The sequence below is a fragment of the Falsochrobactrum ovis genome, assembly GCF_003259955.1.
Lineage (GTDB): Bacteria > Pseudomonadota > Alphaproteobacteria > Rhizobiales > Rhizobiaceae > Brucella > Brucella ovis_A.
On the sequence record NZ_QLMK01000002.1, the window covers coordinates 1 to 24,899 of the forward strand.

Consider the following 24,899-nt stretch of genomic DNA (forward strand, 5'->3'; position numbering starts at 1 on the left):
ACATCCTCATTCCGCGCTCAAGATGGCTTCCCCTCGGCAGTTCATCAGGGCTAAATCAAACTAGCCGATCTGTCCGGTGAAACGGGGGCACTCCATAGCGTCTCCTCGTAGATAAGCGTGATATTGATCACAATTACCGAAACCAAGAGAGGATGCCGGAGCCAAGAGGGGGTAATGTTGATTTTTCTATGAAAAATAAATGGTAGCGGAGGAGGGACTCGAACCCCCGACACGCGGATTATGATTCCGCTGCTCTAACCGGCTGAGCTACTCCGCCACACATGGTTGCAGGTCTTGCATATCAGAGTGCTGCCATCAGCGCGTCTATGCAAGTGTACTGCAAGGATGGCGGCGGTATATGTGGGGAATCCAATCCTGTCAAGCACTCTTCGTATGAGTTTCATCTTGTTTTCCATGATTTGCCCAGATAAGGAACTTACGGAAAGCAAAGGCATGGATTTATGGCACCTCGTATTGCTGTTTTAGGTTGTGGCTATTGGGGCGGCAACCATATTCGTACCCTCCACAGGCTTGGCGCGCTGCATGCAGTGTCGGATGCCCGTTCGGAAAATGCGGAGCGATTCGCTGTTGAATTTGGGGTTCCGAATATCCCCGTTGATCAGCTCTTTAAACAACCGGATATTGACGGGATCGTCTTGGCGCTGCCCGCGCAATTTCATGCGCATTACGCCACTCAAGCCATCAAGCATGGCAAAGATGTGCTGGTGGAAAAACCGATTGCGCTTGAGGTCGCCGATGCTGAAGCAGAGGTAAAGGCCGCAATTGAACATAACCGGATTTTCATGGTTGGGCATATATTGCGCTTCCATCCGGCGTTCGAAAAATTGCTGGATATGGTTCAAAGTGGCGAATTGGGCGATATTCGCTATGTGCATTCGCACCGAGTAGGTTTGGGGAAATTTCATTCGGAAAACGATGCCTTGTGGGATCTGGCGCCGCATGATCTTTCGATGATTCTCGCAATCACCGGGGAAGAACCTTCAGTCGTGCGAGGCGAGGGGACAGCGATTCTGGATCACTTAAGCGACTTTGCGCATCTGCATCTGGAATTCCCTAGCGGCATTCGTGGTCACCTTTTTGCATCCCGTCTGAATGCCTATCGTGAACGGCGTCTGAGCGTTGTGGGTAGCAAAGGAATGGCCGTCTTTGACGATGGTGAGCCATGGGAGCGCAAACTTGCAATTTACAAGCATGAAGTTTGGCGAGAAGACGATGGCTGGGCGTTTAAATCCGTCGAGCCGGATTATGTTGCAGTCGAGGAAGGGATGCCGCTAACGCGCGAGCTTGAACATTTCCTTCATTGTATCGAAACGCGTGAAACGCCGCGTACCGATGGGCATGAGGCGATTAGCGTTTTGCGCATCCTCACAAAAGGGACCGTTCGTCACGCCAAATAGCGTTTATTGCCTGCAAGTCTGTCAAGCGGTATTACAGAGTTCGCAAAACTTTGATTGCTCAGGCCATGGCAGGAACGTGCGGAACAGCATAGATAAGTGCGCAAAGATTCGTGTACGTCTTGGTGCGTGCTAATTTTATTGGAGCCAACATGCAATTCATTGATCTTGGGGCGCAGCGCGCGCGTATCGAAGACCGTCTCAATGCCGCTATTTCCAAGGTTGTTGCGGAAGGCCGGTATATTCTTGGTCCGGAAGTGGCTGAGTTCGAAAAGAAACTTGGCGAATATTTGGGCGTTGAACATGTAATCGCGTGCGCAAACGGCACTGATGCGTTGCAGATGCCTTTGATGGCGCGCGGCATTGGTCCTGGGCACGCGGTTTTCTGCCCTTCCTTCACATTCGCTGCGACAGCAGAAGTCGTAGCGCTGGTGGGCGCAGAGCCGGTGTTTATCGATGTTGATCCTGATAATTATAATATCAATGTTGATCAGCTCGAAGAAGCGATTGCAGCAGTGCGTAAAGAAGGTCGGCTTGAGCCTAAGGCAATCATTCCCGTGGATCTCTTCGGGCTCGCTGCCAATTATAACCGCATCACCGCTATTGCGGAGCGTGAAGGCTTATTCGTTATCGAGGATGCCGCGCAGTCGATTGGTGGCAAACGTGGCAATGTCATGTGCGGGGCTTTTGGTCACGTAGGTGCGACAAGTTTCTACCCGGCCAAGCCGCTTGGGTGCTATGGCGACGGTGGGGCGATGTTCACCAATGATGCGGAACTTGCCGAGACCCTTCGCTCGGTCCTGTTTCACGGGAAGGGCGAAACCCAGTACGACAATGTTCGTATTGGTATCAATTCACGGCTCGACACTATTCAGGCAGCGGTTCTGCTGGAAAAACTTGCAATCCTTGAGGATGAAATGGAAGCGCGGGAGCGCATCGCTAAGCGATATAATGAAGGGCTGCGCGAGGTCGTGAAGGTGCCGGAATTGCCATCGGACAATCGTTCTGCATGGGCACAATATTCTATCGAAAGCGAACGTCGCGATGATTTGAAGGCGCATTTGCAGGAAGCGGGCATTCCATCGGTTATATATTACGTTAAGCCTCTGCATCTTCAGACAGCATATCAGCATTTTCCCGTTGCTCCGGGTGGATTGCCGGTTTCTGAAGCGCTTCCTTCACGCATTTTAAGTCTGCCGATGCATCCTTATTTGTCTGAAAATGATCAGGACAAGATCATTGGGACCATTCGCGGGTTTTTTGGCAAATAAATTATGGTTGGACAAGCCCGGCGTAAGCCGGGTTTATTTTATGCGCTTATCTACTCGGCTATTGTCTACGCGGCGGGCGACAAAGCGAGCAATTGTGGGACCCACAAGCAGCACGATGAAAAAGCGGCTGGTTTGTAAGGCGATAATAAAAGGAAGATCCACATCGCTCGAAGCGGCAATGATGGCAATTGTATCCGCTCCACCAGGGCTTGTAGCAAGATAAGCGGTCAAAGGATCTAGTTCGAGTACATGCCCCAACGCCATTCCGAATAGAACGCACAACGCAATCAGCAGCAATGTTGCCGCTAACACGGCAGGTAGCGCGCGGGCTGCATGGGCTAAAATGGCTCTTGAAAAACCCAAACCAATGCGCCAGCCGATCAAAATATAGCTAATGGCAAGAAGCCATGGCGGAAGGTCGATAACTAAAATAGCCATATCTTGCAAAAACGCACCCAGCACTAACGGAACCAGCATCGCACCTGACGGAATTCGTAGCCGGTTGCCTAAATAGGCACCGCCAAGAACCAAGGCGAGGGTTGGCAATAGCGTTGCCCATTCTATGGTGGGAAACCATTCTATAGCGTTAGGGGTGGGCGTTTCGGTGTCGGAGGTAAACATCAACACAAGCGAAGCGACGGTTGCCACCAGAACGACGCGCAAATATTGCATGAAGGCAACAAGGCGTGCATCGGCTCCGAAACTTCCGGCCAGTAGCGTGATAGCTGCAGCCGCACCGGGGGAAATTCCCCAAACGGCGGTTGTTCCAGGCACAATCTGAAACCGCGCAAGCAGATAGCCAATCGCCGTACTGGCAAGAAGTGCAAAGCCGGTTGATAAGAGAATGGCTGTTAAATGCTGACCCATGCTAATGAAAAAATCAGGTCATCGCACGGGCGATCAGAAGTCCGATAATGGCTTGTGCGATCAGAGAAAGGCCGTGCGAAAGACGAATGGTACTGTCGCGCGCTGCCAATAAAATCGCGCCTGTCATTGCACCCAGCAAGAATGAAGCCGGAAGTGCTATCGCCTCTGCGATGAATATCAGAAGTGCGGAAGCAATGAGCAGCAGACCCCATTGGGCTAGTTTCGGCACGCGGCTCAGGGAAAGAGATATTGATTTCATTACCTATTTAGCGTGCGTTTTCGGTCTGTGTTCGACTATTTTGATAAGAAAGTGCAAATAAAGACCGTAAGCTGAGCCGATCATGCAAGAAAAAAGGCACCGCGTGAAACGGTGCCTGACTATTTATCCGATCATCGCCCGGCGTTGGTTCGTGGTGCGCGCCGCTACCTCTCGAATCTTGGAAGCATCGCGACCTTCAAGCGCCTCTGCCTTTGCGAGCTCCGTTTCCGCGACGCTTAGTTCCGCTTCTGCGGTCTCTTTCTGAGATACCAAATCACGAATTGATTCGAGCAAATTATCGCGCCGTTGGCGAGCCGCTTTAGCGAAGGTTGGGTAAGCAAAGTGATTGATATCAACGATGCCTGCCTTCTTTTCCTCGAAGACGATTTGGGCGTCAAGTTCACCCGCCATACGTTCAAACTCGCCGATCATCAGGTCGAGCTGGCCCAGTTGACGACGTTTCTCTTTCACCTGGAAGAGTTTTAGCCTGACTAGGCTTTCACGTGGCTTCATACGCATTACTCCTTGAACACCATCCAAGTGGGGCGCTCCCCGACTTTATTAACAGGCTCCATTGTGCGGCTTTTCCGTAAATTTCTGCGAAAACCCCCGAAAACCCCTATTTTCAAGGGGTAAAGCCTGCACCCCAGATTCAGAACAGCATCATTAAGCGAAACAAAAAGTTAAGATTTCGCTGCTTTGGTAACCATTCCTTTACCGGCAAAGTTAATCATATGTATTAGGACTTAAGGCTCGGTAAACTCTCTGTGGCTTTTGGGTAACAGGTGAAAGCTAGAATCGAATGAATCACTTAGGCAGGAATCTTAATGTGAACACAGAAAGCTTTCTGACGAAGAAAGTCTCTTTGATTCAGTTGGATACGAGAATTTTCTAAAGAGGTTAGAATAATGCTTGCCAACCAGAATCATATTTTGTTAACCATTTGCAGGCACCTTCATGCTATGGCAACGACAGTTCCGTGTGCTGCCGTGAGGGAATCTGGTCAGCGGCGGAAAGGGGATAAGATATGCGCGTCCTTTTAATTGAAGATGACAGTGCTATCGCACAAAGCATCGAGTTGATGCTCAAATCTGAGAGCTTCAATGTATATACGACGGATCTTGGCGAAGAGGGTATCGATCTCGGCAAGCTTTACGATTATGATATCATTTTGCTGGATCTAAATCTGCCCGACATGTCGGGATATGAGGTTCTGCGCACTTTGCGACTGGCTAAAGTCAAGACCCCAATTCTGATCTTGTCTGGTATGGCTGGTATTGAAGATAAGGTCCGCGGACTTGGCTTTGGTGCGGACGACTATATGACGAAACCCTTCCACAAAGATGAATTGATTGCTCGCATTCATGCGATTGTGCGCCGTTCTAAGGGGCATGCGCAATCAATCATAACGACCGGTGATCTGGTGGTTAATCTTGATGCGAAGACGGTGGAAGTTGCTGGACAGCGCGTTCATCTGACCGGCAAAGAATATCAGATGCTTGAACTGCTGAGCTTGCGCAAGGGCACTACCCTTACCAAGGAAATGTTCCTCAACCATCTCTATGGTGGTATGGATGAGCCTGAGCTGAAAATCATCGATGTTTTCATCTGCAAGCTGCGCAAAAAGTTGGATGCAGCCTCTGGAAATCAGAGCTTTATCGAAACCGTCTGGGGCCGAGGCTATGTCTTGCGTGAGCCAGAGGGCAGCGAATTGCGCGAGAGTGCATAATTAATTTATGTGCTCTTCAATATAGAAAAGCTCCGCTTCGGCGGAGCTTTTTACATTTATAGACCTTGAGCGTAACTTATTGGGCAGAGAAACTGATATCTTCGGCGGTGGTATCAATGGAAATTGTCATGCCGGTCTCTTCAGCCAATAGCATTGTGTAATAGGGTTGCACCGAGTGTGCATCAATCGGATCCTCAGGGGTGGCTCCGGAGTGAAGTTCAAGGAATTTCGGCGGAACGCGCAACATACGACCCTTTACTGTGATGACGAAACGCGGTGTTTCGCTATCACCGTTTTCGAGGCGAACCGCGAGTGAACCACCGCGGGGGATGGCAGCGTTTCCGATCAGGATAAGATTAAGAAGTAGCTTTACTTTATTCTTTGGCAAAAGAACGCGGGGGCCTTCCCAGCTGAGTTCTGCCTTTTCGTTTTTGAAGTATTCCTGGGCTACTTGCTGCGCATCGCCAGTGTCGATTTGTACGCCAGCGGAACCTGCGGCGCCGAAAGCGATGCGTGCGAATTGCAGTCGGGCGGAAGCGTTGATCGCGCTTGATTTGATCAACATCATCGCATCTTCGTCTGCGCCACCTTCTTCGAGCAATTCTAACCCATTATTGATGGCGCCGACGGGCGAAATAATGTCATGGCAGATCCTGCTGCAAAGAAGGGCGCCAAGATCAAGAGCGGAAAGGGTGACGGGCAATGGCATAGAGCTTTCTCCGGGAACACATTCGGCTATGTAGTGAACCATTAAATTGGTTACAGCCGCGTTCGGTTAACAGTTCCAAAGCTTCGGTAGGACATTAAGCTATATCTCCGAGGCTCTGATCGTTGAAATTTAAAGCGAATTCCGTCAGCGAAACGAGCTTGGGAACGAGCAGCGGGCGAATCGCCCCGAATGTCACCTATCTGGATACACGGCAGATTCTTCGGTCGCAAGAAAGCTGTTTGACTTGCCTTCCTCTAGCCAATTTTAGCTTTTAAAGGTTTAAACAATATATTCTCGTTTAAAATAAAAACGATTCGATTACGCGTTCAGAAGAAACGCAGCATATTAAACAGGGCGCCAGACAGAGAACGGGTAGGCAAAAGGAAATTATAGATGGCCATACCATCCCTGTCGCAGCACAGCTTTCGCAACACAGCGCTATTTTTAGCGATGATGTTTGCATCGTTTGTGATTTTGTTCATCGCTTCGCCGCATTCTGCGCAGGCGCAAGGTAATACTTATACTGTCGAAGAAATTGTCGATTCCGGACATAGATTTTTCGGATCCACTTCGGGCGGTATTGCCAGTGCAGTAGAAAAAGCCTTCCAAAGTTTTGGCCTGCCAAATGGCTATATTTTGGGTGAAGAAGGTTCGGGTGCTTTTATAGGCGGTCTCACTTACGGAGAGGGCACGCTTTATACAAAAAATGCCGGAGATCACAAAACTTTCTGGCAAGGGCCGTCACTGGGCTGGGACTTTGGAGGTCAAGGCTCACGAGTGATGATGCTGGTTTATAATCTGGATGATGTCCAAAATCTCTTTGGACGTTATGCGGGTGTTGCAGGATCTGCCTATGTCATCGCCGGTGCCGGATTTAATGTTCTCAAGCGCCAAAATATTATGTTGGTTCCAATACGGACCGGTGTGGGAGCGCGGTTGGGCGTCAATATCGGATATTTGAAGCTTTCGGCAACGCCGACGTGGAATCCATTCTGATTGCAAATTTTTGCATTTTGTTCAATTGTTTCTAGTAAGCTGTGCACACTGCTCTATGAATAATCGCCAGTCAGATAATGACTGGCCCTTTTTCTTTGTGACAGAAACGTGATTCAGTACGCGCTTATTTTCATTCTTGGCGTTCTCATGACGGTTTTCGTCGTGATCTTGCTTGGACCTATGGTTTGGAAGCGGGCCGTTTATCTGGCACGCAAACAAATTCATGCGGATCTGCCAATCAGTCTCGCAGAAATCCAAGCTGAACGCGATGGTTTGCGTGCAGAACATGCTGTCGCAATCAGTGCAGTTGGGCAAAAACTTACTGAAGAGAAGAAAAAGACGGCTGAGCTTCAGGTGAAGCTCGGTCGGCAGTATGATGAGCTAAAGCGCATTCCCTTGCTTGAGGGCGATGTGGCAAATCTTGCCAAGGATGTTGCTGCCGTCAGAAAAGACCTCACGGCAGCGAGTGCTGATCGGGATATTGCCTTGGAAAAGGCGGGAATTCTCGAGGCGGAAGCTGAACGGCTTCAGAATCATCTGAATGCTTTGCAGGGATTGTGCGATACGTTACGTATCGAGGTCAGTGCGAAAGAAGCTGAATATACCCGACTTTTTAATGAACTGAGCGAAATGCGACGCGAGAGGAAAAGTGCCTCGCTGCGTTATAATGAGGTTTCAACACAATTGACGGCGACCCAAACCGAACTCAAAAGCGAGAAGCGGCGCAATGAAGAGCTGCAGAAGAAGCTTGATCGTTTAATTATTGAGCTATCCGATGCGCAGGAAATGTTAGAGCGCCAAAATCGCGGAAATTCCAATGCGCGGGAAATATCGGATGATTTATCAAAGCAAAACTCCACGCTTCGTGAAGAAATTTCAGCACTTGCTGCAAGAGTGATCGCCGATACCGCCCGAAAAGAAGGGGTAGAATCCCCGATTCATCAGCTGCTAAAGGCCGATGAAGAAAGTATCGGTTCGGCGCGGAAATCAAAAAAGAACCTGGCTAGCCGAATCAAAGATTTGCAGTAATCAGAGCTGTTGAGATTTTTCAACGTCAGACCATTCGGGATGCCGTTTGAGCTGAGCTTGCATAAAGCTGCATTGGGCCACAAGTTTTCCGTTCAATTGACGTATATCCTGGACCGCATAGGCTGCCAAAGCCTGTGCTATGCCACGCCCACGCGATGCTTCTGGGACAAAGGTGTGGTCTATCGAGACTAGATCGTCATTCACGCGCGTATAGGTCATTTCCGCGCGTTCTCCATCCAGCGTTGCAATGTAAGACCCACCCTGTGGGCTATCCTGCTTGGTAATATTTACGGCATCAGTCATGACAGATCTCCATCGTTCTTTCATTCAGCCATATAGAGTGTGAGACATAAACAAAAACCCCGGCCAGTACACCAGCCGGGGTTAGTTTCGATATCCTTTTCTGCCCAATGGGCCAGCGGTGGCTAGTGCCTATATTGCTGGATTCTTGTTGTCCTTAAACCGGCGAGGCCATGCTCGTCGATTGAGGACTGCCATCCAAGGAATTCTTCCACCGTCAATGTATAACGCTGACATGCCTCCTCTAGGCTAAGAAGCCCACCGCGAACAGCGGCGACAACTTCTGCCTTTCGGCGGATGACCCAGCGCCTTGTATTGGCGGGGGGGAGGTCCGCGATGGTCAGCGGGCTGCCATCAGGACCGATTACATACTTTATACGCGGTCTTGCCAGATCGGTCATTGTACTCTCTACACAACACTCAAGGACCCAATCGAGGCCAACACTACCTGCACAGCTTTAAGAATTGCCTAAACAGGCGGTAACTATCTGGTAACACTTGCAAAAAATTGACGATAAGAGACCAAAAACGCGAATTCCTCGCAGAAAGCGGCAAATTATAGACACAATTAGCGCGAAATAAGCGCTAAAGAGCAGAAAATTGTCGCTCGGATGAAGCGTTATCTTGGCAATCATGCGTTGATTGCTCTATATAGCCCCGATATGAACTCTCAAAGGCCGGGCCTTTAACCCGGAACTGGATTCAAAATGAGCTTAAATAGCCTCGATTTGCCGGGTCGACCGGAAGACACTCGTATTGTTGTTGCCATGTCAGGAGGGGTTGATTCCTCGGTCGTGGCGGGCCTTCTGAAGCAGGAAGGTTATGACGTCATAGGCGTCACTTTGCAGCTATATGATCATGGTGCAGCCGTTCATCGTGCCGGTTCTTGCTGCGCGGGACAAGATATTGAAGATGCGCGGCGTGTTTCAGAAAGTTTGGGCATTCCGCACTATGTATTGGATTATGAAGCGCGCTTTCGCGAAGCGGTGATTAATCCGTTCGCGAATTCTTACGTAAGCGGTGAAACGCCCATTCCGTGTGTGGCGTGTAATCAAACGGTAAAATTTGCCGATTTGCTGCAGACTGCACGCGAATTAGGTGCCGACGCTCTGGCGACGGGGCACTATATTAGAAGTCGTGCAAATGGTGCGCATCGGGCTATGTTTCGTCCGGTGGATACGGACCGGGATCAAAGCTATTTTCTGTTTGCGACCACACAGGAACAGATTGATTATTTGCGATTTCCACTTGGCCATCTTCCAAAGTCGAAAGTGCGTGAGATTGCGGAAGAATTAGGTCTCACGGTTGCGAAAAAGCAGGATAGTCAGGATATTTGCTTTGTTCCACAAGGGAAATATTCGGATATTATTTCTAAATTGAAGCCGGAAGCAGCGACACCGGGCGATATTGTGCATATTGATGGCCGGGTGTTGGGACGCCATGAGGGAATCGTCAATTACACGGTTGGTCAACGTCGGGGGATCGGCGTTGCTGCAGGCGAGCCGCTTTATGTTGTTCATCTTGATGCCAATCAGAAACGTGTGATTGTCGGGCCTCGCGAAGCGCTGGAAACCCATAAAGTGTATTTGCGGGACGTTAACTGGCTCGGTGATGAACGACTTGAAAACTTGCCTGAGAGCGGGTTCAAAGTCTATGCCAAGGTGCGATCAACGCGGCCACCCCGTCCGGCGGTTCTCTATCATTCCCAAGGCTCCACATGGGTGGAATTGGTTGACGGTGAAAGCGGTATCGCCCCAGGTCAAGCCTGTGTGCTATATTCGGATGACAGCAATGTCGCGCGCGTATTCGGAGGCGGGTTTATTAGCCGGTCAGAACGGGCAGAGCAGGCGGAAGAAATGCTGCAGCGGCTGATTACGACCGTGTCGGGTAACGCTTCAGCAGCTTAATCTATATTGCTACCGGAATCGGCTAAATAGACTTAGAGCGATTCCGGATGCAGTGGCGACATTCAGGCTGTCAAATTCTTGCGACATCGGAATTCTGGTTGTGGTGAGTTTTTTTAGCAAATGCTGCGGTAGCCCTTCGCCCTCGGTTCCCAGCAGCAGACATTGTCGCGATTGACGCTTTATATCGTAAATACTGAGCGGAGAACTCGGGCTGAGGGCAAGAATATCGAAACCCGCCGCTTGCAATTGTTCTATAATCGTTTCTATCGCCATTCCGCGAAAATACGGGACTTTAAGTGCTGCCCCAACTGAAACCCGAATGGCTTTTCGGTAAAGCGGGTCGCGGCTTCAAAAGCGGCTGCGTTGCGGAAAATTGATCCAACATTATCGTGGTTGGATATACCGCATAAAGCGACAATAAGCGCTTCTTTTGGAAGCTGGGCTAGCAAGTCCGGTAGCGTCGGCTGAGGTTTGCGCTTTCCCACAGCCAAAATTCCGCGATGTACATGGAAACCTGCTACCTCATCCATAATATGCTGAGGAACGCAGAAGATTTCGATATTTTCCGGAAGGTTCAGCGATCGTTGTAGTCCGTGGAGCCGGCTATTCAACACCAGCAGGGATTCGGCCTCAAAACGTGCTGTCGAGGAAAATAAAACGTTCAGAACAACTTTCCCTTCGGCAATAAAACGTTGTTCTCTGCCGACGAGATCTCTTTCTCGGATATTTCGGTATGGTAGCAGACGCGGATCGTCCGCGTCTGTTATTTGAGTGAAAGAGCCGTACGAATCAGTTCGCATATGCCTCATCGCACAACTGTCCACTTAACACGATTAATTGGCTAAAGCCGTTATTTCGCGTCGGCGTGGAGTCATATAAAGACTCGAAAGAGTCGTGAGCATAAGCTCAATATGCGGTGAAGAAACCATATAATAAATGGTCTGAGCATCACGCCTCGTGGAGACGAGATCAAGCGCCCTTAATTTTGCAAGATGTTGTGACAGTGCTGATTGGCTCAGATCTATCGATTTTGCCAGAGCGCCGACGGACATCTCATTATGAAGTAATTTGCATAATATCAAAAGCCTTTTATTATTTGCGAGAGCAGACAGAAAATTTGCTGCCTCATCTACATTTTCAATTAAATCAAAAAAAATATGTTCTTTGGTCATTGCCGCCTTACCCCCGTACGACTGCATGGTTAAAAAGATTGCCCGTTCTTGAAACGGCGTTAAGAAGTCTATCCTATATTTAGTCGTAGAGAAGTGGTTGCTTATACTTACCGGACAAAAAACTTTTGGTTTTGTCTCAAAAATCAAAGCATTTTGTTTCAGGTTTGCCCTGAAGCATTATCTTAAGTGCTTTCTAAGCCCTCTCGATAGAATCGCAGCGTGACGGAGAATGAGCTGAGTGTTTGATCTCCGCCTACTAAAGAAACTAGCCGGAATAATACCAACCAATTTCTAAGCATCCCTCCTTTCCTTTAGGCGTAACGCATAATCGACATACGTCTCTGTATGGATTTCGTCGAGTCGGTCAAGCACCTTTAGCTTAAACAGCAATTCTCAGAAGCGTTTATTCCGCCAATCCAATGCCTGTGTGAGGCTAAAGGCTTTTTCCAAACCGCTGTTCAGATTACCTGATTCGGTGTTTAAAAGGAAAAAACAATGTTGTGATGTCTAACTTACGTGCCGTTTAGAGAGACGGTTCGCATAAGACCTATTTTGATATGGATCTCGTTGCGAGAAAAGCGGTCGACAAGTTTAGCAATATATACAAAGCCATATGCCAAGAGATGAGCGCACTTTTTGTTCAATTAAGCGCAAGTGATGATTTATGAGCTGTACGAGATGTGCGTACAGGTTTATGGGTTCAAGATTATGGGAGTATAAAAGAGAAATAAAATTACCTCTTTGCAAGCAGAATGTGACCAGCTAAATATTATAAAATAGTGACCCATAGCGCAATTTTCTAAAAATTCCCTTGGCGGGGGAAAAATTTTCTATAAATAGTGCAAATAATGGGTTGAAAATACGACGGAATTCTAAAGAATACGCTTGCATTGTGGCCAGTCAAGGGCTTCCATAAAGGCCGGTTGTGTGCATCGGTCGTACACGACACGATTTTTCCTGGAGGCGGGTATAAATGAAAAAATACAAGAAACTGTTAGCGGCAACTGCTCTTGCCGTTCTCATGAGCGGAGCGGCGTCGGCGAAGACCCTGGTATATTGTTCACCGGCTTCGCCTGAAGGTTTTGACGCGGCAGCATATACTGGCGGCGACACATTCGACGCCTCCTCACGTACGGTTTACAACCGTTTGGTGGAATTCAAGCATGGTGAAACCACTATTGAGCCAAGCTTGGCTGAAAGCTGGGAGGTTTCGCCGGACGGGCTCGAATATACGTTCAACCTCAGAAAAGGCGTCAAATTCCAGACTACGGATTTCTTCACGCCCACGCGCGAATTTAATGCCGATGACGTGATCTTTTCTTTTGAGCGGCAGTCCAACAAAGACAATCCTTGGTACGAATATAGCCCGGGTGTTTCATACCAATATTTTGACAGTATGGAGTTTCCGACGCTGATCAAGGAAATACAGCGTATTGATGATCACACAGTGAAATTCGTTCTCAGTCGCCCAGAAGCACCGTTTCTTGCCGACTTAGCGATGGACTTCGCATCGATTATTTCCAAGGAATATGCTGATCAGCTCGAAGCAGAAAACCGGATGGCAGACCTTAATCAGGTCCCACTTGGTACTGGTCCGTTCAGTTTCGTTGCCTATCAGAAGGATGCGGTTATTCGCTTTAAGGCGAATCCGGATTATTGGGACGGTAAACGCCCGATTGAAGATTTGGTCTTTGCCATTACCACCGATCCAGCGGTGCGTGCACAAAAGCTCAAGGCGGGCGAGTGCCACATTATGTCTTATCCGGCACCGGCAGATATTGAAGGTCTGAAAGCTGATCCAAACCTTAAGGTTGACGAGCAGGCTGGGCTGAACGTTGCGTATCTGGCATACAATACTTTGCTTGAGCCGTTTGATAAGCCGGAGGTCCGCAGGGCGCTTAATCAGGCCATCAACAAACAGGCTATTGTTGACGCGGTATTCCAGGGTTCCGGTGAAACTGCAAAAAATCCGATTCCACCGACGATGTGGGGTTATAACGACAAAATCGAAGACGATAAATATGATCCCGAAGCAGCAAAGCAGGCGCTCGAAGCTGCTGGCGTAAAAGATCTTAAAATGAAGATCTGGGCTATGCCTGTGAGCCGCCCATATATGCCAAATGCGCGTCGCGTGGCTGAATTGCTTCAGTCCGATTTTGCCAAAGTCGGGGTGGATGTTGAAATCGTGTCGATGGAATGGGGTGAATACCTCAAAAAATCATCGGACAAGGATCGCGATGGCGCTGTCATTCTGGGTTGGACAGGGGACAATGGTGATCCAGACAACTTCTTAGGCGTGCTGCTTGGCTGCGCCGGAGTTGGCAATAACAACCGCGCCCAATGGTGCTATGAGCCATTTGAAGAGTTGATTCAAAAGGCGAAAATTACGACAGATCAAGCGGAACGCGTTAAGCTTTATGAAGAAGCTCAGGTGATCTTTAAAGAACAGGCGCCATGGGCAACGCTAGACCACTCGACTGTTTATATGCCAATGTCGAAGAAGGTTACTGGATATAAAATGGATCCGGTCGGTCTTCATCGCTTTGATAGCACCGATATTGCAGAATAGTTTTGTTTAACACAGGCGACCGGGAGCGAGGCGGAGACCTCGCTCCCGGTCGGAGTTTGTTCAATGTTACGTTTTATATTCAATAAACTGGCCTATCTTGTGCCAACTTTTATAGGAATTACCATCGTAGCGTTCGGTTTTGTTAGGGTTTTGCCCGGCGATCCGGTGCTGTTGATGGCTGGCGAGCGCGGCGTTAGCCCTGAAAGACACGCTGAGCTTATGGCGCAGTTCGGGTTTGATCGCCCCTTATGGCAGCAATATTTGGATTATGTTTGGAACCTCCTTCATGGCGATTTTGGTTATTCCATCGTCACGAAGAAGCCGGTTCTAACGGAGTTTTTTGCGCTGTTTCCCGCAACGCTCGAATTGGCAATATGTGCAATAATTTTGGCAGTTTTGATCGGAATCCCGGCCGGTGTCATCGCGGCGGTAAAAAGGGGCTCCTGGTTTGATCAATCGTTAATGGGAATAGCGCTTGTCGGCTATTCGATGCCGATCTTTTGGTGGGGTCTGCTGCTCATTATTTTCTTCTCGAATTATCTGCAGTGGACGCCGGTTTCCGGACGTATTTCGTTGCTTTATTATTTTCCGTCTGTCACAGGATTTATGCTGATAGACAGTTTATTATCCGGCCAAAAGGGCGCGTTTTTATCGGCCGTGTCCCATTTGATTTTGCCAACCATTGTGCTTGCAACTATCCCGCTTGCGGTGATTGCACGGCAGACGCGCTCGGCTATGTTAGAAGTTCTTGGCGAAGATTATGTCCGCACGGCGAGAGCGAAAGGTTTACCGACGCGGCGCGTGGTTGGACTGCATGCACTGCGTAACGCACTCATTCCTGTTATCACGACCATAGGTTTGCAGGTCGGAGTGTTGATGGCCGGGGCTATTCTAACCGAAACGATCTTTTCCTGGCCTGGTATAGGAAAATGGATGCTCGATTCGATCTCGCGTCGGGATTATCCGGTTGTGCAAGGCGGGCTTCTGCTTATCGCGGGGCTGGTCATGGCGGTTAATCTCATTGTGGACCTACTTTATGGTCTGATCAATCCGCGTATTCGGCACAGGTGAAGCAAAATGAGTGATATTTCAAATGTGACCAACCCGGTGGATATGCCTCCAGCTGACAAGCCGGTTGCGGGTGTTGGACGTCTGGCGCAATTACGCGATTTCTGGTTCTATTTCAGTGTCAATCGTGGTGCCGTAATTGGACTTTGGGTTTTTATCGCAATCGTGCTGATGGCGATTTTGGCACCATGGATTGCCCCACATAGTCCCACTGAACAGTTTCGTGAATATTTCCTCCGGCCGCCAGCGTGGCAGGAGGGTGGTTCATCTATGTTCTTGCTGGGTACGGATGCAGTTGGTCGCGATATTCTATCGCGCTTGATTTACGGTGCACAATATTCGCTGCTGGTCGGCTTTGTCATCGTCGTCATCTCTATGTGTCTGGGCATTACGATAGGGGTGTTTTCGGGATACCTTGGTGGCGTAGTGGACGCGGTTTTCATGCGCATCATGGATGTGATGCTGTCCTTCCCGTCGCTGCTTTTGGCGCTTGTTTTGGTGGCGATCCTTGGTCCTGGCCTAGAAAATGCGGTTATCGCGATCACTTTGGTTCTGCTTCCTCACTTTTCTCGCTTAACACGCGCTGCGGTTATGGCGGAAAAAGAACGTGAATATGTTACGGCAGCAAAACTTTCGGGTGCGGGCCGTCTGCGTTTGATGTTCAAAACCGTACTTCCTAACTGCCTGGCACCTTTGGTTGTCCAAGCGACCATGTCATTTTCCAATGCGATCCTCGAAGTTGCCGCACTTGGTTTCTTAAATATGGGCGCGCAGCCGCCGACCCCAGAATGGGGGACAATGCTTGCCGAAGCACGTGAGTTCATCACACGCGCTTGGTGGGTTGTAACTTTCCCGGGCCTTGCGATTCTCATCACCGTTCTTGCTATCAATCTCGTTGGCGATGGATTGCGTGACGCGCTTGATCCCAAGCTGAAAAGGAGCTGATTGATGGCGCTGCTTGAGATTAAGAACCTGACGGTTTCGTTTGACACTTCTACTGGCGAATTTAAGGCCGTGGACGGTATCGACATTACTGTAAATAAGGGAGAGGTGCTCGCCATTGTCGGCGAGTCTGGCTCGGGCAAATCTGTGGGGATGCTCGCAGCTATGGGCCTGTTGCCTAAGTTAGCAACCGTCACTGCGGATATCATGAAGTTCGACGGGCAGGATTTGCTGACAATGTCCGAAAAAGACCGCCGCAAAATCATCGGGCGTGATATTTCGATGATCTTCCAAGAGCCTATTGCCAGCCTTAATCCATGTTTTACGATTGGATATCAGCTGGAGGAAGTGCTTCAACGGCATATGGGCCTGAAAGGGGCTGCTAAACGGGCGAGAGCGGTGGAATTGCTGGAGCTGGTCGGTATTCGGGATGCGACCGAGCGACTGAAGAGCTTCCCGCATCAGATGTCCGGTGGCCAGTGCCAGCGTGTGATGATTGCCATTGCAATTGCGTGTAATCCGAAGCTTCTCATTGCAGATGAGCCGACGACCGCCCTTGATGTAACCATTCAAAAGCAGATCCTTGACCTGTTGATGGAACTGCAAGTCGAGCATGGCATGGGACTGATTATGATTACCCATGATATGGGTGTTGTGGCAGAAACAGCAGACCGGGTGATTGTACAGTATAAGGGTCGCAAAATGGAGGATGCCGATGTGTTATCGCTATTCTCCGCTCCGAAACACGCCTATACGCGGGCGCTGCTTTCGGCTCTGCCGGAAAATGCTACCGGCGATCGCCTTCCAACCATTTCAGACTTTATATTTAAAAATAATGCGGGAGATGCGCGATGAGCGAGATTGTCCTCGAAGCGCGCAATATCAAGCGCGACTATCATGTCGGCGGAGGACTGTTTGGCAAGCCGAAAGTGGTTCATGCCGTCAAGGGTGTAAGCTTCAAAGTAGCGAAGGGTAAAACGCTCGCGATTGTCGGTGAGTCCGGCTGTGGCAAGTCTACTTTGGCGCGTATATTGACTATGATCGATCCGCAGACCAGCGGCGAGTTGCTGATTGACGGCAAGGATGTGAATATTGCACGCGATGGACTTACCGCGGAAATGCGCCAACGGGTTCAGATCGTCTTTCAAAACCCGTATGGATCGCTCAATCCACGTCAGAAAATTGGCGATGTGCTGGCCGAACCTTTGCTGTTGAATACAAAAATGTCGGCGGCGGAGCGACGCGAAAAAGCGATGGAAATGCTGCTCAAAGTTGGGCTTGGGCGCGAACATTTCAACCGATATCCACATATGTTCTCAGGTGGACAGCGCCAACGTATCGCTATTGCGCGTTCTTTGATGCTCAATCCTAAGCTATTGGTGCTGGATGAGCCTGTATCGGCGCTTGACCTATCTGTGCAGGCACAGGTGCTCAATCTGCTTTCGGATCTGCAGGAAGAATTTGATCTGACCTATGTGTTTATCAGTCACGATCTTTCGGTGGTTCGTTATATCGCCGATGATGTGATGGTCATGTATTTCGGCGAGGTCGTCGAATATGGATCACGGGATGAAGTCTTCAACAACCCTCAGCACGACTACACCAAGAAGCTGTTTTCTGCCACACCGCGTGCTGATGTTGATGCCATTCGCGCCCGCGTAGAAGCGCGGACGAGAATTAAGGCCCAAACAGCTGTAGTTCACGCTTGAACATTCAAAACCCCGTCTTTAGGCGGGGTTTTTCACAATCAGCATTGCCTATTTATTTATTGAAGGGCGCGGCGTTGGTGCCAGGCCAGAGCCCGGACAATATCATCGGCAGCAATTTTTCCGATGATCGCACCGTTTTGCACAATGCCAACATCTCCGCCGGTATTGGCGATAGCGTCCAGCAAATCCCTTACCATCGTTTCCGGTTGTGCGGTGGCTGCAAATGGGCGTGGTTGGGCATTGCGATCAAACGGGATCATAATATCGCCAGCGCGTAGAACACCAAGAGGGTTCATATGAGCAACGAAATCCGCCACATAGTCATTTGCTGGCTGTAGTAGGATTTGTTGCGGTGTGCCGCATTGCACTATATGCCCGCCTTCCAAAATCGCGATGCGATTTCCGATTTTCATGGCTTCATCGAGGTCATGGCTGACAAAGACAATAGTTTTTCTTAAGCGGTTTTGCAGAGCTAACAGTTCATCTTGAAGCCGGGTACGGATCAACGGGTCGAGCGCTGAAAAAGGCTCGTCCATCAATAGTATGGGCGCTCCCGTCGCAAAAGCACGGGCGAGGCCGACGCGTTGTTGCATTCCGCCTGAAAGTTCACTTACCTTGTGTTTGGCCCAGTCTTGAAGGCCAACCAATTCGAGCTGTTGGCGGGCATGAGAAAGTCGTTCCTCTTTTTTGATCCCCGATAGTTCAAGACCGAATGCGACATTCTCTTCTACGGTGCGCCAAGGTAAAAGGCTGAATTGCTGGAATACCATCGATACGAGTTCTGTGCGTAGATAACGCAGCGTTTTTCGGTTCGCGCTGCCGACATCTATCGAGCGTTCGCCGTCACGAATGAGGACCCGACCCCGAGAAATCGGATTGAGAGAGTTGATCGCTCGCAACAAGGTAGATTTTCCGGACCCTGACAGTCCCATTAAAACCAGTATCTCACCTTCCTGAATGTGGAGGGTACAATCATGAACACCAAGAACATGGCCGCAATCGGCTTGGATTTGTGAGCGTGAAGCCCCCCGGTCTGCCAGTTTTAGAGCTGTATGGGCATTGTCGCCGAAAATTATGCTGACGTCTTCAATAGCTATCATAGTCATCGTAACTGATCCCTATTTCTCACGTCCGGCACGGAATATTCGATCCAAAATGATCGCTACCACCACGATGACGAGACCAGCCTCGAAACCAAGTGCTGTGTTGACAGAATTGAGCGCGCGGACGACCGGAACGCCGAGCCCATCGGCACCGACCAGAGCCGCAATGACCACCATCGATAAGGACAGCATGATCGTTTGTGTCAGTCCCGCCAAAATTTGCGGCATCGCACAGGGCAGCTCGATTTTCCATAAAAGTTGCCATCGGGATGCGCCGAAGGCTTCCGCAGCTTCTTTCAAAGAAGAGGGTGTGGAAGAAATCCCCAAATGGGTGAGGCGTACCGGTGCTGGAAGCACAAACACGGCGGTAGCCAAGAGCCCTGGTACCATGCCAATACCGAAAAAGACTATTGCCGGAATAAGATAAACAAAGGTGGGTAGCGTCTGCATTAAGTCGAGAACGGGGCGCATTGCAGCATAAAGCGCAGGCCGGTGGGCTGCAGCGATTCCCAGCGGCACCCCAATCGCCATACACAGCACACAGGCGGACAAGACGAGGGTTAATGTCTCAAGTGTTCGATCCCAATAGCCCTGATTAAGGATAAAGAGAAAACCAATAATTGTAAGGATTACCACTGAGAGGCGCTGTTGGATCAACCAGGCGATAATTGCAAATAAACTTATCAGCAACAGCGGAGGCGGCAATTGGAGAACGTAGAGCAGGGCATCAATCATGCTCTGCATAATTGATGCAAGCGTATCGAAAAAACCGCCCATATTATTGGTCAACCAATCAACCACCGTTTTGGCTGTAGGTCCCACCGGAATTTTATAATCCGTCAACCAGTTCAACGATCAGGTCCCCGCGGTGAATTGAATATAAGTTATTCCAAGATGGGCGCTAAGGTAACGCCCATCTCAATGGGCTAGAGACCAAGCGCTTCCCTGACGGCGGGTAGTCCCTCTTTACCGTCGACCGTCGTAACTCCATCAAGCCATTGATCAAGCACTGTAGGATTGGCTTTTAGCCATTCGGATGCAGCCTTGGCAGGCATCTCACCATCGTCAAGGATTTTTCCCATGATTTCATTTTCCATCTCAAGTTGGAACTCGAGGTTCATGAGAAACTTGCCGACATTTGGGCATTCTTGAGCGTAGCCAGCGCGAACGTTTGTTTCAACAGTAGCGCCGCCTAAGTCGGGTCCAAAAAATTCGTCGCCCCCGCTCAGATATGCAATGTCGAAGCGCTTATTCATCGGGTGGGGTTCCCAAGCCAGAAATACGATGGGTTCTTTATTTCTGACATTTCTGCCGACCTGGGCGAGCATGCCTTGCTCTGACGATTCAGCCAGGTCAAAAGATTTAAGGCCGAAGGCATCTTGATTAATCATATCAAGGATCAAGCGGTTACCGTCATTACCGGGTTCGATACCATAGATTTTGCCACCCAGTTGGTCTTTGAAACTGGCAATATCTTTGAAATCCTTCAACCCGGCATCATAGGTATATTGGGGGACGGCAAGCGTATATTTTGCACCGGTTAAATTCGTGCGCAATGTTTCTACAGTTTTATCGTCGAGATATGGCTGCAAATCAGCGGTCATGGAAGGATTCCAATAACCGAGAAACACATCAATGTCTTTTTTGCTCAACGATGCATAGGTCACCGGAACAGAAAGAACTTTGATATCGGTCTTATATCCCAGTCCTTTAAGAATTTCGGTTGCAACCGCTGTGGTGGATGTAATGTCTGTCCAACCCACATCGGAAAATCTAACCGTGGAACAGCTTTCAGGTTCTGCGGCCAAACTGGGTGTCGGGAAGGCTGTGAGGATTGCAGCAGTCAAGGCAACGGTGCCTAGTGCGCCTTTGAGTGGTGGCATCAATTCGAGCTCCATTTAACTCTCCATTTACCGGGCCGATTTTACGGTTGTAGTTGTTGTTCCCGGTTCCCGCTTCTAGCAAACATCAAAAATATCATCATTCGTGTATCTTAGCGGCAAGAACTTTTCTAAATACGACGCAGATGGAACAAGTCTCTTTTTGAGCGACTGTTTGCTACATATCGTGTGGTGAAAGTGAGGCTGATGTCAGCCCGAACTGGCCATGTTACGGATTGAAGGTCGTCTTTCAACCCATGTGCTGTAAAAACCTACGATAATTTTATTTCTATGTCATTCTTGGTTGTCGAAATCATTCCTCCATTCTATGTGTCTATCGTAAAATATGATGGCAATTGGCGGGTAGTTGGAAGGATTGGTAATCGTGTGGAATGCAGTGCAAAGCGTCGTTTCCTTCCTTGGACGATTGATCGTCGCTCTCGCCCGATTAATAGCGGTGCCTTTGAGTGCGCTATGGCGTGTTTTTTTACGGTTAGGAAATCTGTGGAAGATTGCAATTGTCTTGGCCGTTATAGGCTTTGGCGGGTTGTACGGATATTTTATTTGGCAGACTCAGGTTTGGACCAATTTCAATCCGGACTATCCCGATAAGTATAGTTACAAAACAGCCACGACCCCCGGTGAGGCTCTAGAGATTAGCGCATCACCATCATTGGACGAGCCTGTCAGCCCAGCTCTCAATGCTGAAGATAAGCCTAACGGAGAAGCTAACGGCGGTGCATTGGCGACGGGGACGCCATCCAGTGAAACCGCGAGGTCAGTGCAATCTGAACCCGTGCAGGCGGCAAAGACAATAAGTGCAGGGCGGAAATGTTCGCCTTCGGCCTTGGCAGATTTTGCTGCAGAATTGACGGATTTCAATGTAAACCAAAATGCATGGATTTCATCCATGTTATTGTATAAGCTTGGTTTTTTTGGTCTTTCCTGGGATCGTACGCCGTTTCTGGACAATAAAGCGTCGTTCCAGCGGGGTATTAATTCAGCGGTTCGTCGGACCGCGATTGAGTTGGTCGACAATATTGGCCGGTTGCGCGGCACTTCTCAGATAGATAGCGACCTCCAAAAGGCGCGTGGCAATCTGCAATTCGCCGAAGATGCTTGGTATTTCGGGCTTAATCCTTTTGGCCCCAAAACGCCGACGCCTAGTTACTATCGGTCGGCAGCCAAAGATTTGCGTGCCTTCAACGCGCGGTTGGAAAACTGTCAGGCTACTTTTGATGCCCGTGCAGATAATTTGATTCAATTTGTTGATCGTATTGCCAGTGATTTGGGATCAACATCAGCAATCCTCAAAGATAGAGCGGAAAATCACCATGCTGGATGGTTCGATACCCGAGCCGATGACCGCTTCTGGTTCGCCTATGGTCAGCTTTATGCCTATTATGGGTTGCTGCGTGCTGCACATTCAGACTTCCGAGGTGTCTTGGCAGAAAAACACCTAGATGGTGTTTGGGATGAAATGGAAGCGCAGTTGCGCTCTGCTCTTAATATGCGTCCATTTATTGTTTCCAATGGCAATCCCGATGCATGGATAACGCCTTCTCATTTAACCACTATGGGTTTTTATATTCTTCGTGTGAGATCGAACCTAGTGGATATAAAGCAGGTTCTGGAGCGTTGATCTTTCATGGAATTGCCTTCGCTTTTACGTCAGGCGGTAGATCAATCGCTTGAGGGCGTACCGCTTGCTGACCTTAAACGCGCTTCTGAAATGCTATCGCGGCGTTACCGTGCGGAAGTCCGTGACGGTAAAATGCATATTTCCGATCAGCTTGCAGCGCAGGCCTATCTGGCAGCGCGCTTGCCAGCAACCTTTGCGGCAGTGCGCGCTAGCTTTGAAAGTGTTGCAGAAATTTGCGCGGATTTTTCGCCCAAATCCATGCTTGATGTCGGTTCAGGACCGGGGACAGCTCTATGGGCTGCAAAAGATTGTTGGTCAGGTCTCGCATCTGCAACATTGGTTGAAGCAAGTCCTGCAATTCGAGCTTTAGGGCAACGTCTGGCCGTTAATATTGGCGTGGAAACGGATTGGCGCGCAGGCAATCTGGTTAAGGAAAAACTAGAGTTTAATAAAGCGGACTTGGTGACAATAACCTATGTCTTGGATGAGCTCGAGCAGGTGGAGAGGTCGGCTCTTATTGAACAGCTCTGGGCATCTACGCAGCATTTACTACTAATTGTCGAGCCGGGCACCCCAGCGGGGTGGGAGCGAATTCTTGCTGCGCGGAAAATTTTGATTGAGCGCGGCGCAAAAATTGCAGCCCCTTGCACACATCACGCAAATTGTCCGATTTTAGCACCCGATTGGTGTCATTTTTCACGCCGTGTGGCGCGAAGTAAAATTCATCGTTTGACCAAAAGCGCGGAAGTTCCGTGGGAAGATGAAAAATTTATCTATCTGGCAGCGGCGCGCGATAATATCGGTTCAGCTACTGCCCGTGTAATCGCGCCCCCGCGCATTGGCGGAGGTAAAGTCAGCTTGAAGCTTTGTCAGCAGGATGGTTCGGTCAAAGAAAGCCTGCTCACCAAACGGGACGGAGAGGTTTTCCGCTGGGCGCGTCGCGCTGATTGGGGCGATGTTCGCTTATGATGGCTGCAAAGCAGGGCGAATATCGGCGGGACGCTTTAGCAGGAAAACAAGTGTGGCAGCCGCGACACACATTGCCCCGGCTAGAATGAGTGCGGGCATATAGCTGTCATAATCGGTGCGAACATAGCCAGCGAAAGCTGCAGCGGCGGCTGCGCCAACTTGGTGACCTGTAAAAATCCAACCAAACACTATTCCCGCTTTTTCCGGTCCAAAACGTTCGGCTGCAAGTTTCACTGTGGGCGGAACGGTCGCAACCCAATCAAGGCCATAAAAGGCTGCGAAAAGAGCAAGTTCATAGACTGAGAAGTCAGTGAATGTCAGATAGATCAGAGACAGACCGCGTAGTGCATAGAACCAAAACAGCAGCCAGCGATTGTCAAAACGATCGGTAAGCCAGCCCGACCCGATAGTGCCGATAAGGTCAAATGCACCGATAACCGCCAGAATGCCAGCCGCGCCGGTCGGAATAATTCCAAAATCCCCACAAAGTGCAATCCAATGGGTTTGAATAAGACCATTGGTTGAAAAGCCACAAACAAAGAAAGTTACAAAAAGCACCCAAAATGTTTTGGTTTTTGAAGCTTGGGCCAAAGTAACCAGAGGCGAAGCCAGCATCGCAGCAAATGATTTTTTGGGTTCCGGTACGCTTATCGGTGCGGTTCGGCCATAAGGCTTCAGGCCCAAATCTGCCGGGTTGTCGCGGATGAACAAAGTCACCAGCAAGAGCGATGCAAGCAAAAAGGCCACCACAATCGCAAGAGCAGGACGCCATCCGATGTTTTGGCTAACGCTTGCCAGAATAGGCATGAATATGAGCTGACCGGTCGCGGTGCTTGCGGTCATCATTCCTACAACCAGTCCGCGGCGCTTTTCAAACCAACGTGCCGCCACCGTTGCGCCGAGCACAAGCGCGGTCATGCCTGTTCCCAAACCTATCACGATGCCCCAAAGCACGAGCATATGCCATTGCTCGGTCATGAACATTGAGCCGATCAGGCCAAGTGAAATCATCATCAAAGCCGCGGTGATCACGTTGCGCAGCCCAAATTGGTTCATGAAAGCGGCTGCGAATGGGCCCATCAGGCCAAAAAGGACAAGCCGCAGCGCCATGGCGAAGGAAATTTCTGCGTTAGTCCAGCCGAATTCAGCCTGAAGAGGGTCGATTAAAATTCCGGCAGATCCCATTGCGGCGGCCGTGGCCAACATTGTGAGGAATGTTATGGCGGCAACAATCCATCCGTAATAAATATTTTTTTGCTCAAGAAAAGCGGCGAGGCGCGCAGAGATCATTTTCAAATGCTTTCAGATTGGGGCTTTTCTAATATCAGCCCCAACAAGGAAGGTGCAACCATTCTGGTCGACT

22 protein-coding genes, 1 tRNA gene and 2 pseudogenes are annotated in these 24,899 nt (G+C 49.5%); 13 read left to right on the top strand and 12 right to left on the bottom strand.

All coding sequences use genetic code 11. The features are described 5' to 3' along the window. Positions 1-200 precede the first annotated feature (200 nt). Positions 201-277, bottom strand: a tRNA-Met gene (locus C7374_RS03650). Positions 278-461: 184 nt separating this feature from the next. On the opposite strand from C7374_RS03650, the gene C7374_RS03655 reads away from it, so the two are divergent. Next, positions 462-1,418: a Gfo/Idh/MocA family protein gene (locus tag C7374_RS03655; protein ID WP_111574277.1), complete on the top strand. Its 957-nt coding sequence runs from the start codon at positions 462-464 to the stop codon at positions 1,416-1,418. A gap of 149 nt (positions 1,419-1,567) precedes the next feature. Then, entirely contained in the window at positions 1,568-2,686 is a 1,119-nt protein-coding gene (locus tag C7374_RS03660; RefSeq protein ID WP_111574625.1) for a DegT/DnrJ/EryC1/StrS family aminotransferase, read from the top strand. A gap of 33 nt (positions 2,687-2,719) precedes the next feature. Here C7374_RS03660 and C7374_RS03665 read toward each other — a convergent pair. Continuing rightward, positions 2,720-3,812 (bottom strand): annotated as a pseudogene (locus C7374_RS03665) (AbrB family transcriptional regulator). 123 nt (positions 3,813-3,935) lie between these two features. Next, positions 3,936-4,325, bottom strand: coding sequence for a flagellar export protein FliJ (locus tag C7374_RS03670; RefSeq protein ID WP_111574278.1), 390 nt, complete (start codon positions 4,323-4,325; stop codon positions 3,936-3,938). A gap of 514 nt (positions 4,326-4,839) precedes the next feature. Here C7374_RS03670 and ctrA point away from each other — a divergent pair. Further along, complete coding sequence (ctrA, locus tag C7374_RS03675) at positions 4,840-5,541, top strand: response regulator transcription factor CtrA (RefSeq protein ID WP_111574279.1); 702 nt, start codon at positions 4,840-4,842, stop codon at positions 5,539-5,541. Positions 5,542-5,617: 76 nt separating this feature from the next. On the opposite strand, the gene chpT is transcribed toward ctrA, so the two are convergent. Continuing rightward, positions 5,618-6,250, bottom strand: a complete 633-nt coding sequence (chpT, locus tag C7374_RS03680; protein WP_111574280.1) for a histidine phosphotransferase ChpT — start codon at positions 6,248-6,250, stop codon at positions 5,618-5,620. 393 nt (positions 6,251-6,643) lie between these two features. Here chpT and C7374_RS03685 point away from each other — a divergent pair, with 393 nt between their 5' ends. Both C7374_RS03685 and C7374_RS03690 read left to right on the top strand, forming a co-directional pair. Next, positions 6,644-7,246: a DUF1134 domain-containing protein gene (locus C7374_RS03685; protein WP_111574281.1), complete on the top strand. Its 603-nt coding sequence runs from the start codon at positions 6,644-6,646 to the stop codon at positions 7,244-7,246. 132 nt (positions 7,247-7,378) lie between these two features. After that, complete coding sequence (locus C7374_RS03690) at positions 7,379-8,275, top strand: coiled-coil domain-containing protein (protein WP_210205074.1); 897 nt, start codon at positions 7,379-7,381, stop codon at positions 8,273-8,275. Here C7374_RS03690 and C7374_RS03695 read toward each other — a convergent pair whose 3' ends face one another. Together C7374_RS03695 and sciP are read right to left on the bottom strand one after the other, a co-directional pair. Then, entirely contained in the window at positions 8,276-8,578 is a 303-nt protein-coding gene (locus C7374_RS03695; RefSeq protein WP_111574283.1) for a GNAT family N-acetyltransferase, read from the bottom strand. 122 nt (positions 8,579-8,700) lie between these two features. Further along, positions 8,701-8,976, bottom strand: a complete 276-nt coding sequence (gene sciP, locus C7374_RS03700; RefSeq protein WP_109707414.1) for a CtrA inhibitor SciP — start codon at positions 8,974-8,976, stop codon at positions 8,701-8,703. A 306-nt stretch (positions 8,977-9,282) separates the two neighbouring features. On the opposite strand from sciP, the gene mnmA reads away from it, so the two are divergent. Continuing rightward, complete coding sequence (gene mnmA / locus C7374_RS03705) at positions 9,283-10,482, top strand: tRNA 2-thiouridine(34) synthase MnmA (protein ID WP_111574284.1); 1,200 nt, start codon at positions 9,283-9,285, stop codon at positions 10,480-10,482. Positions 10,483-10,491: 9 nt separating this feature from the next. Here the strand turns inward: mnmA and C7374_RS03710 are convergent. Continuing rightward, positions 10,492-11,291, bottom strand: a pseudogene (locus tag C7374_RS03710) (TrmH family RNA methyltransferase). A 24-nt stretch (positions 11,292-11,315) separates the two neighbouring features. Then, on the bottom strand, positions 11,316-11,654 hold the full coding sequence (locus tag C7374_RS03715) for an ArsR/SmtB family transcription factor (RefSeq protein ID WP_111574285.1): 339 nt from the start codon (positions 11,652-11,654) through the stop codon (positions 11,316-11,318). Positions 11,655-12,627: 973 nt separating this feature from the next. On the opposite strand from C7374_RS03715, the gene C7374_RS03720 reads away from it, so the two are divergent. The 5 genes from C7374_RS03720 (at position 12,628) to C7374_RS03740 (ending at position 17,942) form a co-directional block, all read left to right on the top strand. Next, a complete protein-coding gene (locus C7374_RS03720; RefSeq protein ID WP_111574286.1) occupies positions 12,628-14,223 on the top strand; it encodes an ABC transporter substrate-binding protein in 1,596 nt (531 codons plus the stop codon). A 63-nt stretch (positions 14,224-14,286) separates the two neighbouring features. After that, positions 14,287-15,294 carry an ABC transporter permease subunit gene (locus tag C7374_RS03725; RefSeq protein ID WP_111574287.1) on the top strand — a complete coding sequence of 336 codons (1,008 nt, stop codon included), beginning with the start codon at positions 14,287-14,289 and terminating at the stop codon, positions 15,292-15,294. Between the two features lie 42 nt (positions 15,295-15,336). Then, on the top strand, positions 15,337-16,236 hold the full coding sequence (locus tag C7374_RS03730) for an ABC transporter permease subunit (RefSeq protein ID WP_111574626.1): 900 nt from the start codon (positions 15,337-15,339) through the stop codon (positions 16,234-16,236). 3 nt (positions 16,237-16,239) lie between these two features. Beyond that, positions 16,240-17,088 carry an ABC transporter ATP-binding protein gene (locus C7374_RS03735; RefSeq protein ID WP_111574288.1) on the top strand — a complete coding sequence of 283 codons (849 nt, stop codon included), beginning with the start codon at positions 16,240-16,242 and terminating at the stop codon, positions 17,086-17,088. Further along, positions 17,085-17,942 carry a dipeptide ABC transporter ATP-binding protein gene (locus C7374_RS03740; protein WP_111574289.1) on the top strand — a complete coding sequence of 286 codons (858 nt, stop codon included), beginning with the start codon at positions 17,085-17,087 and terminating at the stop codon, positions 17,940-17,942. Before C7374_RS03735 ends, C7374_RS03740 begins: the two co-directional genes overlap by 4 nt. Positions 17,943-17,998: 56 nt before the next feature. On the opposite strand, the gene choV is transcribed toward C7374_RS03740, so the two are convergent. The 3 genes from choV to C7374_RS03755 all read right to left on the bottom strand — a co-directional run bounded on the left by choV (position 17,999) and on the right by C7374_RS03755 (position 20,943). Next, positions 17,999-19,048, bottom strand: a complete 1,050-nt coding sequence (gene choV, locus C7374_RS03745) for a choline ABC transporter ATP-binding protein (protein ID WP_111574290.1) — start codon at positions 19,046-19,048, stop codon at positions 17,999-18,001. Positions 19,049-19,060: 12 nt separating this feature from the next. Beyond that, positions 19,061-19,897: a choline ABC transporter permease subunit gene (gene choW / locus C7374_RS03750; protein ID WP_111574291.1), complete on the bottom strand. Its 837-nt coding sequence runs from the start codon at positions 19,895-19,897 to the stop codon at positions 19,061-19,063. A 74-nt stretch (positions 19,898-19,971) separates the two neighbouring features. Next, positions 19,972-20,943 (bottom strand): choline ABC transporter substrate-binding protein, encoded by a 972-nt coding sequence (locus C7374_RS03755; RefSeq protein WP_111574292.1) that lies wholly within the window; start codon positions 20,941-20,943, stop codon positions 19,972-19,974. A gap of 349 nt (positions 20,944-21,292) precedes the next feature. Between C7374_RS03755 and C7374_RS03760 the strand changes: the two genes are divergently transcribed. Next, positions 21,293-22,567 (top strand): DUF2333 family protein, encoded by a 1,275-nt coding sequence (locus C7374_RS03760; RefSeq protein WP_374850083.1) that lies wholly within the window; start codon positions 21,293-21,295, stop codon positions 22,565-22,567. Between the two features lie 6 nt (positions 22,568-22,573). Further along, complete coding sequence (locus C7374_RS03765) at positions 22,574-23,536, top strand: small ribosomal subunit Rsm22 family protein (RefSeq protein ID WP_111574293.1); 963 nt, start codon at positions 22,574-22,576, stop codon at positions 23,534-23,536. Here the strand turns inward: C7374_RS03765 and C7374_RS03770 are convergent. Further along, positions 23,531-24,826 (bottom strand): MFS transporter, encoded by a 1,296-nt coding sequence (locus tag C7374_RS03770; RefSeq protein ID WP_111574294.1) that lies wholly within the window; start codon positions 24,824-24,826, stop codon positions 23,531-23,533. The two genes, C7374_RS03765 and C7374_RS03770, sit on opposite strands and share 6 nt — an antisense overlap. Positions 24,827-24,899 lie beyond the last annotated feature (73 nt).